Here is an 18,831-nt window from a genome sequence, read left to right as displayed (position 1 = left end):
TTCATTTTGATAAAACCGGGCACTTCCGAAGAAGCGCCCTATTCAATATAGATTTATTAGCTGTAGCCTAAATCTGACTATTGATTTGTTTCAGTGGCAACGTCCAGTTGCTTTTTTGAGCCAAATGCTAACTCTGCTTTGTTTTTGAACACTAGCTTGTTCACTGACAAGGCAAAGAATACACATGCCCATAGCGTAACGAACATCAAGTGGATGTAATGGATTGGTGTCCAGGCAAAAGTAAAGAAGCCATACAGCGCAGTACCAAATACCACCGACATAATTACCGCTTCAGCACGGACATTACGGAACAACAAGCCAGTAATGAATGCTGACAGGATCGGCATACTTAGCAGGCCATTAAGCTGTTGCAGTAGGTTAATCAGACTATCTGCGGTAGCAAAAGCCGGAACCAGGAATACAGCCAGCAACACAAAGCTGATCGAAACAATGGTACTCAGACGCTTAACGTTCGGCGTTTCATTGAAGTATTTCTGGTGAATGTCACAGACATAAAGAGCAGCTGAAGAGTTCAGTACTGAGTTGAAGCTTGTTAATACCGCGGCAGCCATTACTGCAGCGAAGGCACCGGATAGCCAGCTCGGCAACAGGTCACCCACGATGCGACCATAAGCGGCATCACCAATTTGACCATAAAGTTTGTAAGATACGATACCAGGAATTACCACAATCGCCGGAACAATAAGAATACGAATTACCGCTGCCGCCAATACCCCTTTCTGCGCTTCTTTAACATTCTTGGCCGCCATTGCACGCTGAGTAATCGTCTGGTTTGTACTCCAGTAAAAAATCTGGATAAACAACATACCCGTCAGCAGTGTTGGCCATGGTACAGGTGAGTCAGGACCACCAATCAGTGTCAGGCGCTCTGCCGGGATACCGGAAAAGTCAAAGTTAATCGCACTCAATGCCAGGAATACAATCAGAACAGCCATGATTAATAGGCCCACACCACTGAAGGTGTCCGATACCGCAACAGCACGCAAGCCACCAAAAATCGCGTATGCTGAGCCAACAACGGCGAACATAATAGCGATAGGCATTAGACCAATTTCAACATTGAACATGGTCTGCATAAACAACGCACCGCCGTATAGCATTGCCGGTAGGTAGATGAAAATGTTACCAAGCAAAAATAAACTACCTACGGTCGCGCGAATATGCTTATTGTTATAACGGCGCTCGAGTAACTCTGTCGTAGTCGTACAGTTGTACTTGTAATATATAGGTACAAAGACTTTAGCCAGGATCAATAGGCCAACAAAGCCGCATAGCTCCCAAATCGCCAGCAGGGCCATCTGGTTACCGTTCATTCCGACCAACTGATCAGTACTTAGGTTTGTCAATGTAATTGAACCGGCGATAAATACCCAAGACAGGCCGCCGCCAGCCAGAAAGTAATCTTTTGTTCCGTCGCCGCGCGGGCCTGCCTCGGCACACTTCCGGTATGTCAAATACCCTACCAGCGCAGTCAGTGCAATAAACACTATTAGCTGAATTACTGAATCCATGGTTGGTTCCTTATTTTCAGAATTGCTTCATATACTGGGTTAATCTAAACATGACTTAAAGTGGAAACGTTTACACACCTTGGTCATAAAAAGTCGAGATTATTCTCGACTGCTATTATTATTACTGAGTATCAATCCTCACTCGTCGTAATAGGTATAAGATTAATATCTGCTGTTCGAATGATCCGTGATCAACACGACATTAGTGGAAACGTTTACCCTACCGATAGATCCATTATTAAAAAAGATCGATTCGATCACATTTCATAATCCCACCACTGTAATTGGCAGCATAACCTCTAAAAACAGCCTCACTAGCCTGTAACACTCCGAACAAAACTTCATCAAACAGTGTAAGCGAAAATCACACACCCTTGGACGCACTCGCTGATACCACGCATTTTGTGGTAACGTATACATCCCATTATGGTATGATTCGTAAGAGGTAAACGTACATATCCTTCAATTATGTAATCTTGATTTGCCTTATTTTCACAACCATTGTTTAATGGCGCCGCAGGCAACACAGAGGTAAATATGGCAACCATCAAAGATGTAGCAAAAGAGGCAGGCGTTTCAGTTGCAACTGTTTCACGGGTCATCAATAAATCCCCTAAAGCAAGCCCGACAGCTATCGAAGCTGTCAGTCAGGCCATGCGTAAACTGGGGTACCGCCCCAATGCCAATGCAAGGGCCTTGGTGAGCCAATCAACCAACACCATGGGTGTCTTGGTTGGTGATGTCTCTGATCCCTTCTTTGGTGCCCTCGTCAAAGCCGTTGACAGTGTAGCCCGTCACAACGGCAAACACCTTCTGATCGGCAATGGCTATCACCATGCTGAAACCGAGCGCGAAGCAATTGATCTGCTAATTAACAGCCGCTGCGAATCTTTGGTGATCCACAGTAAAGGGTTGAGCAACGAAGAGCTCATTGCTCTTGCCAATGAAGTACCGGGAATGGTGTTAATCAACCGATACATCCCTGAAATTGCTGAACGCTGTATTGCGCTCGATAATCACAAGGGATCATACCTAGCCACCGAGTATCTTATTCGTCATGGCCACAAACACATTGGTTATGTCTGCTCGAATCATGACATTGAAGACGTCGAGCAACGTAAGGCCGGATACCTTGATGCCCTTCATGCGCACGGTCTAACCAGTCCAAGCAGCTATATCGAGCACGCAAGTCCGGACGAGCAAGGTGGAGAAAGTGCGATGACAAACTTACTCGCCAAGAATCTACCGATCACTGCCGTTGCCGCATACAATGACTATATGGCTGCTGGTGCCCTGTCGGTGCTTGACGAGAACGGCGTGAAAGCCCCTGAACAAATGTCACTAATCGGGTTTGATGATGGCCTGATCGCCAAATACCTGCACCCGAAACTAACAACAGTCCGCTATCCAATCCAGATCATGGCGGAACAAGCCGCTCTGCTTTCCCTTAAACTAGCGAAAAGCAGCAATAGCGAAAATGAAACACGTATGTTTGTTCCTACTCTGGTCCGTCGCCTATCTGTGGCACAAACAGAGGGTTAAAACACGCTTAACCAGAGTTAACGAAACCGGATAAACGAAAAAAGCCCCAACTGACATCATCAGTTGGGGCTTCTTCATTTTTATCCACCGAGTTCTGCTTATACTGCCGTCAGGCGATAAACCGTACTATGTCGGTAAGTTTGGTCTGGTAGCAATATACAAGATGGCTGCGACCACTCCGGGTGATTGGGTGAATCAGGCAAAAACTGTGTTTCAAGTGCAAAACCAGCTAAATTTGCATATTCGCCACCGGTGCGATTAGGACAGCCAACAAGAAAACTACCGATATAGAGCTGAACGGCCGGCTTCGTTGTCGTCACTTCCAGCATAAGCTTCCCATCCGGAGAGACAGCCCTTGCCGCTATTGCTTTACCACCATAACAGGCATCGTTAAGCAAGAAGGAATGATCATAGCCAGATGCCCGTTTCTGATCCTCGTCTAGCAGATAGTCCCTGCCGATCGTTTTACTGAATGTAAAATCAAACCCCGTACCAGCAACAGGTTTAAGATCACCGAGAGGGATCCCTTTATTATCCGTTGGCAGGTAGTCAGCCGCATTTATCTGTAGTTGATGTTCAAGGCAGTCATGCCCTGCTTCTGCCCCCATTAGATTGAAATAGGCGTGATTGGTTAAATTAACCGGGCAAGGCTTGTCGACCATAGCGGTGTAACTAACCGTCACCTCGTTATCATCAGATAACTCATAGCGTACCTGAGCAGCTAAGTTGCCAGGAAAACCTTGATCACCATCTTGCGAATGCAATGAAAACGACAGAGCCTGCTCGCCAGACTGCTCGGCATGCCAGCGACGCTGATCGAAGCCGTTTGGCCCACCATGAAGGCAGTTCCCAGCCTGATTGTTCTTAAGTTGATATTCCTGATCCTGGTAGCTGAACCTCCCTGCCTTTATACGGTTTGCATATCGGCCTACCGTAGCGCCTAAATACGCCAGTTGCTGCTGGTGTTGTGACATCGTACTCACTCCCAACAGCACTTCCCTAGCCTTGCCCGCTACCATCACCTGACAACTCAACCAGGTTGCGCCGATGTCCATAAAAGTGACAGTCATTCCCTTTGTATTACTGAGAGTGAACACTTGGGCCGGGCGACCATCATAGGCCGCCTCCGCTGTCATAGTATCCTTTAAGTAATTTTCTACCACCATGGAAAACACCTCACTGGACCTAAGCCGCTACCGTCTCTAGCGCATCAACCACACCGGCACCCACCATAGCTTTGCAAACATAGATCGTTTCTTTTAGTCCGGTTTCTGCTTCGTAGGACGCCTCGATTACCGCCTTTACATCATTAACTAACGCTGGAGGCATCACTGATACCACACAGCCGCCGAAGCCTCCGCCGGTCATGCGTACACCGCCCTTCTCCCCAATCACTTTTTTCACAGTTTCAACAATAAAGTCGATTTCAGGCACTGTGATTTCAAAATCATCGCGCATAGAGACATGAGACTCAGCCATCAGCTCTCCCATACGTTTCATGTCGCCAATACTTAATGCGATAGCGGCTTCTTCTGTTCGGTTGTTTTCAGTAATGACGTGACGCGCACGTTTGGCGACCACTTTATCCAGCTCCGCAGAGCGGGCATTGAACTGCTCGATAGTCACATCACGCAGAGCTTTCACTCCGAAAATACGCGCAGCTTCTTCACACTGCTCGCGTCGAGTATTGTATTCACTATCGACCAAGCCACGCTTCTTGTTAGAGTTGATGATCACCACCGCCATATCATCAGGCATAGAAACCGCTTTGGTTTCTAGCGAGCGACAGTCAATAAGTAACGCATGGTTTTCTTCACCTTCCGCAGAAATTAACTGATCCATGATGCCGCAGTTACAACCAACAAACTCGTTTTCGGCCTGTTGGCCATTTAATGCGATATCCTGCTGAGAGATTGAGAGGTTGTATAGTGTTTTAAAGGTCTGACCGATGACCACTTCAAGTGCAGCCGAAGAGCTGAGGCCCGCCCCCTGTGGTACATTGCCGCTGACAGAGATATCAGCGCCACCAAACTCATAACCACGACCGCGCAGACACTTAACCACCCCCTTGATGTAGTTAATCCACATACAGTCCTGGTCGAAAGTAATCTCCTTGGTCAGGTCAAATTCCTTCGTTTCATTTGCGTAATCGACAGAAACAACGCGAACGATGTTGTCATCACGGCACGCAGCAGCAACCATGGTCTGGTAGTCAATCGCACATGGCAGTACGAAGCCGTCGTTGTAATCGGTATGCTCGCCAATCAGGTTTACACGGCCCGGAGCTTGAATTATGTGTGTCGCACTATAGCCAAGCACACTAGAAAAAGACGTATTTACGGCATCAATTAGTGCTTGTGATTTTAGATTGATCATTTCTTGTTCCTACTAATTTCTGCTTATTGTTCACGAAAATGGATATCGCTGAGTGCGCGTAGCTTGTCTGCTGCTTGTTCTGCCGTCAGATCACGCTGGCTTTCTGCCAGCATTTCATAACCCACCATAAATTTACGTACAGTCGCTGAGCGTAGCAATGGCGGGTAGAACAGAGCGTGAAGCTGCCAATGATCCGTTGAGGTATCACCATCTTTGAAGAAAGGCGCATAATGCCAGCCCATGGAATACGGAAATGAACACTTAAACAGATTATCGTAACGGCTTGTCAACTTCTTGATCGCAAGTGCCAGATCATCACGTTGCTCGCCAGTCAGATCATTCATACGACGGATGTGTGTCTTCGGCATCAGCATAGTTTCGAACGGCCAGGCAGCCCAGTAAGGGACAACGGCAATCCAGTGCTCGGTTTCAACAACGGTACGAGAGCCGTCTTCCATCTCTGCTTTGGCGTAGTCAACAAGCAGGTTGCTACCATTCTTTTGGTAATAAGCTTTTAGATTGTCATCTTTACGCGCTATTTCATTCGGAAGAAAACTGTTAGCCCAGATCTGGCCGTGCGGGTGAGGCTGTGAACACCCCATGGTCGTACCTTTGTTTTCGAAAGCCTGTACCCAGATATATTCCTTGCCAAGCTCTTCAATTTGTTCATTCCAGGTATCGATAACGTTGCGGATCACTGGCACTGGCAGTTCAGGCAGTGTCTTGCTGTGATCGGGGGAAAAACAAATCACCCTGCTTAGGCCTCGTGCACTTTCACAACGGAATAATGGATTGTTCGGCTCTGGCGCATCCGGCGTATCGATCGTTAGCGCTGCATGGTCATTATTAAAAACGTATGTACCCAGGTAGTCCGGATTCTTGTCGCCAGACACGCGAGTATTGGTAGGGCAAAGGAAACAACCACTATCGTATTTTGCATCATCCGCCACTTCAGGTGTTTCATCCGCTCCTTGCCAAGGTCGTTTGGCACGGTGGGGTGAAACAAGGACGTACTGATCAGTTAGCGGGTTATAGCGACGGTGCGGGTGTTCAACCGGATCAAATGTGTTCTCTAACATAGGGCTCTCAATTTTCAATTGCTCAGCATCGAGCGTTTAAATTTGGATTAATCCGAGAAAGTAACGAGATGAATCAGACCTTCCCGGTTAGAAACTTTTAGTAACCATTCGGGTTATTTGACTGCCAACGCCACGTATCTTGTGCCATCGCTTTCACATCAAACTGCGCTTTCCAGCCCATCTCTTGAGCGGCTTTTGATGTATCGGCCCAGCATTCTGCGATATCACCAGAACGACGCGGGCAGAGCTTGTAAGCAATTTCATGACCGCACGCTTCACTAAATGCATCGACCATTTCAAGTACGCTACTGCCCTTACCTGTTCCAAGGTTGTAAATGTGAAGACCGCCCTTTTGACCCACGGCATTCAGTGCCGCAATGTGACCATCGGCCAAGTCCATTACGTGGATATAATCCCGCACACCAGTACCGTCTGGTGTTGGGTAATCATTACCAAATACTGAGAGGAACTCACGACGACCAACGGCTACCTGAGCAATAAACGGCATTAGATTGTTAGGAATCCCTTGTGGATCTTCACCAATAATGCCCGATGGATGTGCACCAACTGGATTGAAATAGCGCAGCAAGGTGATGCTCATTTCAGGGGCTGCAGACTGGATATCACGCAGGCATTCCTCGACCATATATTTACTGCGGCCATAAGGATTAGTTACATTGCCTGTTGGGGTGTTTTCGTTGATTGGCACTTCAGCCGGATCGCCATAAACGGTTGCCGAAGAACTGAATACCAGGCTATTGATGCCTGCATTCTTCATCGCATCCATTAGCATTAAAGTGCCGTGTACGTTGTTATCATAGTAATCAAGCGGTTTTTCGACAGATTCACCAACAGCTTTCAGGCCTGCAAAATGGATAACAGAGTCAATTTTCTGCTCGTTAAATATCTGATCTAGAATATCTCGGTCACGAATATCGCCTTTATAAAATACGGGGGTCACGCCAGTCAGTTGATTAATGCGTTCAAGAACAGCTTCTTTACTATTACAAAGGTTATCCAGAATCACAGGTTCTAAACCGGCTTCTATCATCTGAACACAGGTATGGCTGCCGATGTACCCCATCCCTCCAGTGACTAATACCTTCACTATTTTTCTCCCTATCTTGATTGCCGGTTGGTTGGCGGCAAACTTACCGACCAGAAAAGAACCAACCACCTCTAACTGACAAGGAGTGTATCAACCAAATTGCCCCTAATTCCGTGATCAAACCCACAGATGATGTAAACGTTTCCACACATCAAACACAAAACCCAAACCAAAAACTGGCAATATATCTTCGATATTCGCTCTATTCTTGATGAATCACCCTATATCTTCAGGGTTAAGATATACAAACGTGTAAACGATTAACCATTGCATTTCAATGTATATTTCAAGGCTGCGCGGTACTTTCGGGTGCATTAAAACGAAAAAAGCCTGACGCTTTCGCATCAGGCTTAAATCAGTGGCGGAGCGGACGGGAGTCAACGCGCACGGCCAGTGCCGCGACCAAGAGGCCGAAGGACTCTCGTCGCGGGAATACAAAAAAGGCCCAGTCTTTCGACTGAGCCTTTAGTGTAGTGGCGGAGCGGACGGGACTCGAACCCGCGACCCCCGGCGTGACAGGCCGGTATTCTAACCAACTGAACTACCGCTCCAATTCTGTGTGAAACTCGGCTTGTGCCCAATTTCTAGAATGTGGCGGAGAGATAGGGATTTGAACCCTAGATACGCTACAAACGTATGCCGGTTTTCAAGACCGGTGCTTTCAACCACTCAGCCATCTCTCCGTAAGTGCGGTGAATAATACGGATTTCAGTTTTTTCTGTAAAGCCTTTTTTGGCAAAAAAATGGCAACTGCTCAAAGTAAGCCCAAACGGTTAAAAATATAACGATTACAAATACCTCAGGTTGTTTTTCGAGCACCCGTGCAAGTTAGGTTCAGCTTTCCTTCGCTTGCCTTCCCTGTGATAAACAAGTTATTGGCTCAATCACTCAAATTCGAAAAAAAAACACCATATCTCTATACTTTCATCAGATATTTCACTTAAATATGACATTTCCTATGATTTCATAGAAAACGTAATACTTTAGCCTCGAGTTATTAGCACCATGATCTGTCAGCAAATACAACGGCCTGCATACTGGCTTATACTCGCCCTTTCTTGCTTTTCATTGAATAGTTACGCAATTGAGTCCAGCACAGCAAACTGCAGGGTAGATAAGGTCGAGTCCGGCTGGCAATATCTGAATGCCCAGTGCGATATCGGAAAGGGGTTATGGGGGCGAGCCCCCAAAAACAAAGACAGTAGTTTTTGGATTCAATGCCATTATGGTCAGTCGTTACCCAATTCAAGAACCACGGCAACAATAAATAAGCTGTTTAAGAATAATAGCTATTTGGTCCCGGATAATGGCAAATCGCGATGCCTGATAGGGCCATTTCAAAGCCATGCACAGGCTCAAGGGGCTAAACTACAGCTCGCCCGCCACCAGCTAAAAGATACCTTCATCCGCCAGACCAACACGCGGATCACTTTGCCTGGCCAAGTAAAATACTCACCAGCACCAGTTAAGCCGCAAACAACCAAAACTAGCGCAAAAAGCAGCAACAGCAACAGCAACAGCAACAGCAACAGCAACAGCAACAGCAAAAAAACCTTAGTTGAAAATAGAGTGGTATTAAACTCTGTTATCTACTCATTTACTTTTAACAATTTAAAATATCACGTACCAAGAAACATCAACTCTACCCAAGATATGCCACCGATGTTTGTGCGTGAGCATAACCAGTACTGGTCAAAGGTAAACTATACCGCTGCGAATAAATGGTGCCAGCGTTACGGACTAAGGCTCCCGACAGCTGAAGAACTTAAGGAACTTCAAACACACGGGCAGCATTTCTTGTTACGAAATAACTGGCCGATCAAATCGAGTTATTGGAGCAGTACAATTAGCCTCTACTCTGGTGAAATAGAATCTATAAACCTGCGTAACGGTCAGCGTGACGAATACCGCCCACTGGCACTGCTCTACACAACTTGTGTGATTGCGGCAAGCTGACGCTATGTATTATCACCCTCAAGATCCGAAAATATGTTGATAACTAGAAGAATTACAATCTATTCCTATACTGAATAATGATACGAATTACATAGTTTTATTGCATAAGTAATTTAAATGAAATCAAGAGGTTTGTTTTCTCCTCATTTGGATCGACGGGACAAAACTATGAAACAAACACTAAAGTTATCTCTGGCCATTACGACCCTGGCACTATTACTCTCCGGCTGCGACAGTAACAATGCCCAGGACAAAGAACTGATCAAATCACTGGAAGCAAAAGTACAAGCCCTCGAAAAACAGCTTGAACAAGCTGAACAGCCCGCAACCACAGCAACAACCGACACAGACACGAAAGCACTGGAAGACAAAATTCTCAGTCTCGAAAAACAACTGGCAGCTAACAAGACTTCAGCTGAGCAACCCGGCGGCACCTTGGAGAAAGTAAAAAAACAAGGATACCTCCAGTGCGGAGTCAGCACGGGACTACCAGGGTTTTCTAACCCAAATGAAAACGGCGAATGGGAAGGGTTAGATGTCGAATTCTGCCAGGCGGTTGCAGCAGCGACCATTGGTGACAAAACAAAGGTAAAGTACATTCCACTCACTACCAAGGAACGTTTTACGGCACTCCAGTCTGGCGAAGTTGACCTTTTAGTCCGTAACACAACCTGGACCCTTCATCGAGACACGGCGTTGGGAGTCAATTTTGCCGGTGTGAATTATTACGACGGCCAAGGATTTATGGTCAAAAAAAGCCTTGGCGTTTCCAGTGCCACAGAGCTTGATGGTAAATCGGTATGTGTCCAGTCCGGTACGACCACCGAACTAAATCTGGCTGACTATTTTAATTTCCGTGAAATGAAATATACCCCCGTCGTTTTTGACACCGAAGAGAAAACTGTTGGCGGGTTTAAAGAAGGTAGCTGTGATGTCATGACGACCGATCAGTCTGCGCTCTACGCCCATCGCTTAGGTATGGAAGATCCTGACTCTGTCGTCGTGCTTCCCGAACTTATTTCCAAAGAACCACTTGGACCGGCAGTACGTAAAGATGACGACCAATGGTTCAACATTGTGAAGTGGACTCTCTATACCATGCTCCATGCTGAAGACTTAGGGGTCTCATCAATCAGTGTCGATGATATGAAGAATTCCAATGACCCGGACATTCGTCGCCTGATTGGTCTCGATGGCCCGAAAGGCAAAGGGCTCGGTTTAAATGACGACTGGAGCTTCCAGGTGATCAAGCAAGTCGGAAACTACAGTGAAAGCTTCGAGCGTACTATCGGTATGAGCTCTCCACTTAAAGTTCGACGTGATGTCAACGCGCTATGGCGTGATGGCGGCATACAGTATGCCCCACCTATCCGGTAACCTCTGTCGTCGCAATCAGGAGGAGCGATCCTCCTGATTGCTTTATCACAGGCTCATCCTTGGTATCAGCGGTACCTCTTCGGCGCGTTAGCCCCCCTCACCTATCAACTGTTGTCATTCTCGCCAACAAGCCCGGGATTAATTCTCAATTTTGTGAGCCAACTAGGAGTTGAAACATAAATTTACAACTTAGAGCACCAAGATAATGAATTGTTAAGTATTATCTGTGTCAACAACTTACAGAGAGCATATAGCTGATAGTATTCACTCGATTATGTACTAATGACTTGCATTTATAAGTGAATACCCCAATATATGTCTTATTAGCAATCTCCATAACTAACCCTGAAGGGAGTTTTTTATGAACGATCGTATTGTCAATCGTGGCTCGGCTTACGAAAGCGTACTTTCAACCAACAAAGTTCTACGCAACACATACTTTCTACTATCGCTAACCCTAGTGTGGTCAGCTGTAGTTGCAGGCTTCGCGATGGCAATGAACCTACCTCACCCGGGTCTGATCATTACATTGGTTGGCTTTTACGGCCTGATGTTCCTGACAGAAAAGAACCGTGATAGCGGTTTGGGTATCGTCTTTACGTTCGCTCTAACAGGCTTCATGGGTTATACCCTAGGTCCGATTCTGAACATGTACATCGGTGCAGGTATGGGCCATGCCATTATTCCGGCACTTGGCGGTACGGCATTGACCTTTATGGCATGTTCGGCTTACGCACTTACTACCAAGCGTGATCTGTCTTTCCTTGGCGGAATGATCCTTGCTGGTTTCGTGGCTATCGTAGTGGCTGTTATTGCTAACATCTTCCTACAGATGCCAATGCTTTCACTGGCTATTAGCGGCATGTTTGTTCTGTTCTCGTCTGCAGCTATCCTGCTGACCACACAGAACATTGTCCGTGGCGGTGAAACGAACTACATTTCAGCAACAGTAACGCTGTATGTCTCTATCTATAACCTATTCCTGAGCCTGCTTCAGATCTTGGGTATTATGGGTGGCGATGATTAATCATTACGATTAACTCTTTTCAAAAAGCGCCTTTCGAGGCGCTTTTTTCATATCTCAGCTTTACCAGTTACGACTTTTACTTGCAGCCTCTCGCCTTAATCACTATTCTTGCCCGGTTCAAAATATCGAGGCGCATCATGCTTGAATTTGAAGGTAAACAAATCGAAACCGACGCTCACGGCTATCTGAAAAATGTTGACGACTGGTCCGTTGAGCTTGTCCCTCTTCTTGCCGATGAGGAAGGCATTGAGCTTAGCGAAGCACACTGGGAAGTTGTTCACTTTGTACGAGATTTCTACAAGGAATTTAACACCTCTCCAGCTATTCGCATGCTAGTAAAAGCAATGGCGAAAAAATACGGCGAAGAAAAAGGCAGCTCACGCTACCTCTACAAGCTTTTTCCAAAAGGGCCTGCCAAACAAGCCACTAAATTGGCAGGGTTACCCAAGCCGGTAAAATGCATCTAAGGCTATCTAGCCCGGTGACTGGAACCTGGTTCCTAGACACGAATCTTCTCGTTCTAGGTTCTAGGTTCTGACTCTACATAATCTCGAAGCCGTCAATATGACGCCACTCAACTTCTTCGGTCTCGACACTGTCCACTCTTGATGATCTCGGACCGGTATTCAACCATTGCAACAGTTGCCCCACTTTCTCTTCGTGGCCGCAGGCCAGTACCTCGACACTACCGTCGGGTAGATTCTTCGCATAGCCAGTAAGCCCGTGCTTTAGACCTTCATGCGCAGTATGAAATCTGAACCCAACTCCCTGAACCATTCCCTTGATCATTGCTTTTACACAAATTTGCGACATGGATCACCTCAAGAATTTTCGCACTATCCCGATAAAAACTTAATATGTGCTTTATCAATAAGCCGCTATATAACACCCGTAAAAAAATAGGATGCACTAATGAAAGAAGTAGCCTTTCGATGGATCGATAAGTATCTAATTCATATAACAATACAGGAAAAATTTTATCTTCTCTTCCTACTTCCAATCATTGCTATTCTAAGTATCAGTGCAATTTTAGTTGATGCCGCCGATGAACAACGTATTGAAATCACGACTAATCAGCTAAATTCAACGGCGGCACTGCTATCTGAGTACCAAGTCAGCCTGTCCGATGCACCTGTCTTGCTTGCGAAAACCGGTGCCCGTATCGGTAATGGCGAGCTATCTGCCGTCGTGCAGGGCATGAACTACTCAATCACTGCAAATGAACTTCCAGGCCTTCTCAGCTACTTATCAACAACTCAAATTAGTATCACTGCCATTATACTCGTAGTCGCTCTTGCTGCTGTGTACTACATCATGACTTTCATTGGTGGTGCGATGTTTACCACCAATAAAGCCCTACAGGCACTCGCTGACGGCGACTTAACCAACCGCCTGAATTTCTTCAAGGTTCGGGATGAATTCAGTACCCTGGCCATCACCATTGACCGCGTTAGTGAGAGGGAACAGAAACTGGTTCTGGCGACCCAGCAAGCAACTGCACTAATGCAACAAATCAGCAGTGACTTACGCCAGCGTAGCCACGAAAGTGAATCGCTGTCTACGGACCAACAACAGCATTTGGATTCGTTAGCCAGCGCAACGGAAGAAATGGCAACATCGATCCGCGAAGTGGCTACCCATGCCCATGAAACTTCCGAGCAAACCCGCGAAGCCCAGCAGGTTTCGGAACAGGGCCGAGCCCAGGTTAACCAAACCCGTACGGCTATCTCAGTACTTAGCTCCGAGATCAGCCAGGCATCCGATGCAGTTATTGAGCTTGATCGCAATGCGGCCAAAATTGATGATGTCGTCACCACTATCAATGGTATTTCCGAGCAAACCAACCTACTCGCCCTGAACGCAGCTATTGAAGCTGCGCGTGCCGGCGAACAGGGACGTGGCTTTGCCGTTGTTGCCGACGAAGTCAGAACACTCGCCGGGCGAACTCAGGGAGCAACAGTTGAAATTCAGCAAATGATTGAATCCCTGCAGCAAAACAGCCAGCAGCTGATGGAAGTGATGAAAAGTACAGTGACCAACGCAAGCAGCAGCGAACAGCTAATGGATTCGGTTGATAGCGAGATCAACCATATAACCGAACGTAACCAGCTGATTTCTGACCGCAGTACTGAAATCGCAGCGGCCGCAGAGCAACAAGGCGCTGTCGCCGACAATATCGCTACCAGCGTCGAGCAGGTTCGCTCTCAGTCAAATCAGATCTGCGACGTGATCACTCAGTCTGCCAATCAGATTGAACATTTGAACCAACAGGCGGAAGTCCTCGAATCATTAATGAGCGGCCTTAAAGCCTAACTCTAACCAGTAACAATCCAAGGGCGTGCCAGTGTGCACGCCCTGTTTCTTTCAGCTCCCAAAACAACAAACACAAGCCAGGCAAAGAGAGGCAAATTCATTTCCATCCCGGCCACAAGATAAATTTGCTTTTCCTCCTTGCGAACAACATAATACGCGACCATTCCGAACTCCTTACTGGGCATGTCATGACAGCTTCAATTTATCTGGTTAAAGGCCGCGAAAAGTCACTTCGCCGTCGTCATCCTTGGGTCTTTTCTCGCGGTATTCAACGTATAGAAGGTAAACCTTCTCTTGGGGAAACCGTCGAAGTCTTCGACCATAAAGGCGAATGGTTAGCTCGTGGCGCTTATTCTCCACAATCTCAGATCCGTGTTCGGGTATGGACATTCAATAAAAACGAAGCTGTAGATGTTAACTTCTTCGTTAACCGCCTAAACAGCGCACAAGGCCTACGCGATATATTGGCTCAACGTGACGGCCTGACTGGCTACCGCCTTATTGCCGCCGAGTCTGACGGTATGCCGGGGATCACCATCGACCGCTATCAAGACTTCTTGGTGTGCCAGCTATTAAGCGCAGGTGCCGAAGCGCAGAAAGAGGCGCTGGTTGAAGCGCTGAATATCTGCTACCCGGAATGCAGTGTCTATGAACGTTCAGATGTCTCAGTACGCAAGAAAGAAGGACTGAAACAGCGTACAGGTGTACTCTCAGGCGAGGAGCCGCCAAAGTTTGTTACCATCGAGGAAAACGGCGTCAAAATCAACGTCGATATTGTTGGTGGCCATAAGACCGGCTTTTACCTCGATCAACGCGATAGCCGCCAAGGCGCTGTCAAATACGTAGACGGCAAACGCGTACTGAACTGCTTCTGTTACACTGGCGGATTCGGCTTGTACGCCCTTAAGGGTGGTGCGAGCAAAGTGGTCAACGTTGATGTCTCGCAACCTGCACTGGATACCGCGCGCCTAAATGCAGAAATGAACGAGCTTCCTGTCGAGAATGCAGAGTTTGTTAATGCTGACGTGTTCAAGTTACTGCGCGACTACCGTGATCGCGGTGAAGAGTTCGATGTAGTTATCATGGATCCGCCGAAATTTGCAGAATCGAAATCTCAGCTGGTTGGCGCATGCCGGGGCTACAAAGATATCAACATGCTGGCTATGCAAATCCTCAAGCCAGGCGGTACCCTGCTGACTTACTCGTGCTCTGGCCTGATGGACAATAATTTGTTCCAGAAGATCATCGCCGATGCGGCACTGGATGCCAAACGCGAGGTTCAGTTTATTGAGCGCTTCAGCCAGGCAGCCGACCATCCACTGGACAGTGCCTATCCGGAAGGCTTCTACCTGAAAGGCTTTGCGTGCTACGTTAAATAGCCGTACGCAAAAATAACAACCTAGCAATTAAGCCAGACCAACTATATATGGTCTGGCTTTTTAATCACTCAAGGTCGCAGCAATACAGCCGCAGAGCGTCATAATAAATAAAAACCACTTTAAGGTTTCTGGCTTGGCTTTGATGGCCATCTTGACCGCCAAGTTTGCCCCGAACATGGTTCCGAACGCCAGAATCAATCCTGGTCCCCACATGACCAGATCTTCAGCGATAAACAGCCCTAACGCCACAACAGTAAATACCAAGGTACAAAGCATTTTCAGGGCATTGGCACGGACCAAGTCGTAACGCAACGTACCTGCCAAGGCTGCCAGCAGAACAAAGCCTACCCCGGCCTGTACAAAGCCCCCGTAAAAACCAGCAAGACCCAGCCCCCACCATGAGCTTGGTGTCTCCATAACTTTTCGACTTAGCGTTCCCGGCTCCGGTGCAACAATTGACGGCTTGACGAGAATAATGAATGCCATCGCCAGCATTGTGCCCAGCAACAAGGGCTTTATCCAGCCGGATGGTGCGTAAGCGGCTGCAGCAGCTCCTAACAGCCCTCCAATGATAGTCGGAACCAAAATGGGACCCGTATCCGACGTATCGAGTTTATTGTGCTTACGGAAACCGACAACAGCAGTCAGCCCCTGTATGGCTACACCGACTCGGTTCGTGGCATTAGCAACCTCTGCCGGCATTCCCATCACCATCAATGCGGGCAGTGTCAGGTTCGAACCACCGCCCGCCAGGGTATTGATTATCCCTGCTAAAAAACCTGTAACCAGCAGCAGGGCAACTTCAAGAAGCGTGATATCCATATACTTTTCAACTTCCTATTTAAATTTCTATCAGTTATACATTAATCTCTGTGCTATACGCTACAGCATTCAGGTTATATTCAGGCCATCAGCGCCAAACTGCTGTGATAATAGAACCATCAAGGAACTGACATGAAATTTCGTACTGCCATTCTGGCCTTAGCTGCATGTGGGCTAAGTTTCTCTGCTCTCGCCAATGTCACACTAGAACTTCCCTACAGCGCCGAACTCGTTTTAGTTAACGGCGTTGAAACGTCTGGAAACGATCCGCTTTCACTCGAAAACGGTGAAAACCAAATTGCCTTCCGCTATCAAGACAGCTACCGTGAAAACGGCGAGCACCAGATGTTTAAATCTGATGTCGTCATCATGAAATTCTCCGGTCAGGACGGCACTTATCAGCTTAAGCTACCAAAACTACGTACCGAGCAAGACGCCCAGAGGTTCAACCGTAGCCCTTCGATAACTTTGACGGATGAGCAAGGCAACTCTGTTGAGACTCAACAAGATAAGCTGATTAAGCACGGCCTGCAGTTCGGCCGTGATTTTGAAAAGGAAATTGCACAGTATAACCTTACGGACAAACCTGCTGCGCTTAAATCGGCTATTGCAACAACCACACTACCAGCCATCCTTCCGGCATCTGGCAGCACCCAGCCAACAGCTGAAGCCACACAACAAGGCCAAAACGTTGCAGAAAGTATGCTGAATTATTGGTATTCCCAGGCTGACGAAGCAACTCGAGAGCGCTTTAAGGCGCGGATCAATCAGTCATAATCTAACTGTTCTAGCACCTTACTCGATCAAAAAAGGCTCAGTTGATCTGAGCCTTTTCTTCATCGGCTTATTCCTTAATTGAGCAAATAAGCGTCGCTCTTCATTTCCCTGAGCATTTGCCTGTAAAGCCGAGGGACCAAATCGAATGAAACGCGGCTTCCCTCCGTCAGCTTGGCAAGTTTATTCCAATCTGCAGATTCGTAAGCAATAACCATATCGACCACTTGCTGCAGCTCACCGCCGTTACCTGTCAATGCCTTCTTGATATCATCATGAATCTTAAGCATATCCAAAGCCTCTTCCATATCCAGGCCAAGGATATCCGGCAAGTTTGAAAATAAACCACTTAAAAAAGCCCTATCAACAACAGCCCTTCTCCGGCCCATCTTAATAGCCAGCAACTCACAAAAACGCGCACGACTGGTCGCCTTGCTATAAATATCTTCAGGACGAGTATCCGTAAGCTCCTGCGCCGTCAGTAACGAAATGAACTTACGCATTTTATTTTCACCAATAAAACAAATAGCCTGCTTGATTGAGTAAATATTACCTTCTCGTCCATACATGACTGAATTTAATAACGAAATTAACTTATGCGTCAACTTAGAATCAGAGGCAAGGATATCGGTTAATTCCCGGTAACAATAATCTTCGGTCATCACATGCTGAAATACATTCAGTAATGACCCTTCCTGCAACTTATTTTCTCTAATCTCAAATAAATCTTGCTTAGCAAATACATTACCCTTGAAAAAGTCCACACTTAAAGTACGGTATTGATTAAATTCCTCATCGGAGGCAATGTTTTCAATAATTATTCGGACGCCGTGCCTTTGTGCCTTATTTACCAGAAGCTGTATTATTTCCTGGCTTTTACCTGCTGCGTTTACTTTTATGTGGCTGGCATAATTAAGAAACTTTTCATTTCCGCTTAGCAGCGCCTTCTCGTTCAACACAATATGATATTGGCTCTTCCTGGCGGCTCTAATTAGCTTAAGAAGCTCTGCATCAAAAACCTCATCAGGAGAAAGCTCCAGCACCACGCTTCTCGAAGAGAAGAAATAGTCAATAATCCCCTTCAGCGTCTCACGATCAAAAGAAATGACCATCGTTTTATTATCGGAATAGTTACCTATTCCCGCACGCTCAAGAAGCTCATTGAGGTTACGGGGATCGGACCTATCTTGGAAGACTGCCGCAGGAATACATTTATTACTCAGCTGCTCCCTATTGATAAAACTAACTTGATATGCCACCTTGGCTTTTCTTGCGTTATATATCGGCTGTCTAACCGCAGAGAATTCCATTAATTTCTATTATTCTCTAATACTGACTCGTACCTAGAGAAAATACTCCATCGTTAAGTTACTCAGAAAGAATACCATCACTTTTATACGAACGCACAGTAATCCAGCCAAAATTCGAGTTGATTTATATGCTACAAGTTGCAATACTTGAACAGCAGTCTACCTCAAAATACTACAGGTTAGATAATATCGTAATTATCTAACCTGTAACTTCATCTGCTATTTTACGAGCAAAT

At 46.6% G+C, this 18,831-nt stretch carries 17 protein-coding genes and 2 tRNA genes; 8 read left to right on the top strand and 11 right to left on the bottom strand.

Annotated elements, in window-relative coordinates; all coding sequences use genetic code 11:
- Positions 1-77: 77 nt before the first annotated feature.
- Complete coding sequence (locus L4D19_RS17460; RefSeq protein ID WP_428453526.1) at positions 78-1,532, bottom strand: SLC5 family protein; 1,455 nt, start codon at positions 1,530-1,532, stop codon at positions 78-80.
- Between the two features lie 537 nt (positions 1,533-2,069).
- Between L4D19_RS17460 and L4D19_RS17455 the strand changes: the two genes are divergently transcribed.
- Positions 2,070-3,074, top strand: coding sequence for a substrate-binding domain-containing protein (locus L4D19_RS17455; protein ID WP_428453525.1), 1,005 nt, complete (start codon positions 2,070-2,072; stop codon positions 3,072-3,074).
- 98 nt (positions 3,075-3,172) lie between these two features.
- On the opposite strand, the gene galM is transcribed toward L4D19_RS17455, so the two are convergent.
- The 6 genes from galM to L4D19_RS17425 all read right to left on the bottom strand — a co-directional run bounded on the left by galM (position 3,173) and on the right by L4D19_RS17425 (position 8,320).
- Positions 3,173-4,240 (bottom strand): galactose-1-epimerase, encoded by a 1,068-nt coding sequence (gene galM, locus L4D19_RS17450; protein WP_428453524.1) that lies wholly within the window; start codon positions 4,238-4,240, stop codon positions 3,173-3,175.
- 19 nt (positions 4,241-4,259) lie between these two features.
- The gene (gene galK, locus L4D19_RS17445; RefSeq protein ID WP_428453523.1) at positions 4,260-5,450 is read right to left on the bottom strand and encodes a galactokinase; all 1,191 of its coding nucleotides are present in this window, start codon (positions 5,448-5,450) and stop codon (positions 4,260-4,262) included.
- Between the two features lie 23 nt (positions 5,451-5,473).
- The gene (locus tag L4D19_RS17440; protein WP_428453522.1) at positions 5,474-6,529 is read right to left on the bottom strand and encodes a UDP-glucose--hexose-1-phosphate uridylyltransferase; all 1,056 of its coding nucleotides are present in this window, start codon (positions 6,527-6,529) and stop codon (positions 5,474-5,476) included.
- Between the two features lie 97 nt (positions 6,530-6,626).
- Positions 6,627-7,637: a UDP-glucose 4-epimerase GalE gene (galE, locus tag L4D19_RS17435; RefSeq protein ID WP_428453521.1), complete on the bottom strand. Its 1,011-nt coding sequence runs from the start codon at positions 7,635-7,637 to the stop codon at positions 6,627-6,629.
- A gap of 474 nt (positions 7,638-8,111) precedes the next feature.
- Positions 8,112-8,188 (bottom strand) — tRNA-Asp (locus L4D19_RS17430).
- Positions 8,189-8,229: 41 nt separating this feature from the next.
- Positions 8,230-8,320: transfer RNA gene (locus L4D19_RS17425), tRNA-Ser, on the bottom strand.
- Between the two features lie 385 nt (positions 8,321-8,705).
- Between L4D19_RS17425 and L4D19_RS17420 the strand changes: the two genes are divergently transcribed.
- The 4 genes from L4D19_RS17420 (at position 8,706) to tusE (ending at position 12,464) form a co-directional block, all read left to right on the top strand.
- On the top strand, positions 8,706-9,593 hold the full coding sequence (locus tag L4D19_RS17420) for an adhesion domain-containing protein (RefSeq protein ID WP_428453520.1): 888 nt from the start codon (positions 8,706-8,708) through the stop codon (positions 9,591-9,593).
- A 168-nt stretch (positions 9,594-9,761) separates the two neighbouring features.
- On the top strand, positions 9,762-10,970 hold the full coding sequence (locus L4D19_RS17415) for an amino acid ABC transporter substrate-binding protein (protein WP_428453519.1): 1,209 nt from the start codon (positions 9,762-9,764) through the stop codon (positions 10,968-10,970).
- Between the two features lie 361 nt (positions 10,971-11,331).
- Positions 11,332-11,997, top strand: coding sequence for a Bax inhibitor-1/YccA family protein (locus tag L4D19_RS17410; protein ID WP_075761765.1), 666 nt, complete (start codon positions 11,332-11,334; stop codon positions 11,995-11,997).
- 137 nt (positions 11,998-12,134) lie between these two features.
- Positions 12,135-12,464: a sulfurtransferase TusE gene (tusE, locus tag L4D19_RS17405; RefSeq protein WP_075761764.1), complete on the top strand. Its 330-nt coding sequence runs from the start codon at positions 12,135-12,137 to the stop codon at positions 12,462-12,464.
- Positions 12,465-12,537: 73 nt separating this feature from the next.
- On the opposite strand, the gene yccX is transcribed toward tusE, so the two are convergent.
- Entirely contained in the window at positions 12,538-12,810 is a 273-nt protein-coding gene (gene yccX, locus L4D19_RS17400) for an acylphosphatase (RefSeq protein ID WP_075761763.1), read from the bottom strand.
- A gap of 99 nt (positions 12,811-12,909) precedes the next feature.
- Here yccX and L4D19_RS17395 point away from each other — a divergent pair, with 99 nt between their 5' ends.
- Positions 12,910-14,310 carry a methyl-accepting chemotaxis protein gene (locus L4D19_RS17395; protein ID WP_428453518.1) on the top strand — a complete coding sequence of 467 codons (1,401 nt, stop codon included), beginning with the start codon at positions 12,910-12,912 and terminating at the stop codon, positions 14,308-14,310.
- 2 nt (positions 14,311-14,312) lie between these two features.
- Here the strand turns inward: L4D19_RS17395 and L4D19_RS17390 are convergent, their stop codons facing one another.
- Positions 14,313-14,474 carry a hypothetical protein gene (locus L4D19_RS17390; protein ID WP_428453517.1) on the bottom strand — a complete coding sequence of 54 codons (162 nt, stop codon included), beginning with the start codon at positions 14,472-14,474 and terminating at the stop codon, positions 14,313-14,315.
- A gap of 24 nt (positions 14,475-14,498) precedes the next feature.
- On the opposite strand from L4D19_RS17390, the gene L4D19_RS17385 reads away from it, so the two are divergent.
- On the top strand, positions 14,499-15,689 hold the full coding sequence (locus tag L4D19_RS17385) for a class I SAM-dependent methyltransferase (protein ID WP_428453516.1): 1,191 nt from the start codon (positions 14,499-14,501) through the stop codon (positions 15,687-15,689).
- Between the two features lie 60 nt (positions 15,690-15,749).
- Here L4D19_RS17385 and L4D19_RS17380 read toward each other — a convergent pair whose 3' ends face one another.
- Positions 15,750-16,511 (bottom strand): sulfite exporter TauE/SafE family protein, encoded by a 762-nt coding sequence (locus tag L4D19_RS17380; RefSeq protein WP_160648397.1) that lies wholly within the window; start codon positions 16,509-16,511, stop codon positions 15,750-15,752.
- A 132-nt stretch (positions 16,512-16,643) separates the two neighbouring features.
- On the opposite strand from L4D19_RS17380, the gene L4D19_RS17375 reads away from it, so the two are divergent.
- Entirely contained in the window at positions 16,644-17,288 is a 645-nt protein-coding gene (locus L4D19_RS17375) for a YccT family protein (protein ID WP_428453515.1), read from the top strand.
- A 74-nt stretch (positions 17,289-17,362) separates the two neighbouring features.
- Here L4D19_RS17375 and L4D19_RS17370 read toward each other — a convergent pair whose 3' ends face one another.
- Entirely contained in the window at positions 17,363-18,595 is a 1,233-nt protein-coding gene (locus tag L4D19_RS17370; RefSeq protein ID WP_428453514.1) for an EAL and HDOD domain-containing protein, read from the bottom strand.
- Positions 18,596-18,831 lie beyond the last annotated feature (236 nt).

Origin of the sequence: Photobacterium kasasachensis (genome assembly GCF_050336885.1) — a bacterium.
GTDB lineage: Bacteria > Pseudomonadota > Gammaproteobacteria > Enterobacterales > Vibrionaceae > Photobacterium > Photobacterium kasasachensis.
The sequence above is the reverse complement of the archived record's forward strand: the minus strand, read 5'-3'. Positions and strand labels throughout refer to the sequence as shown.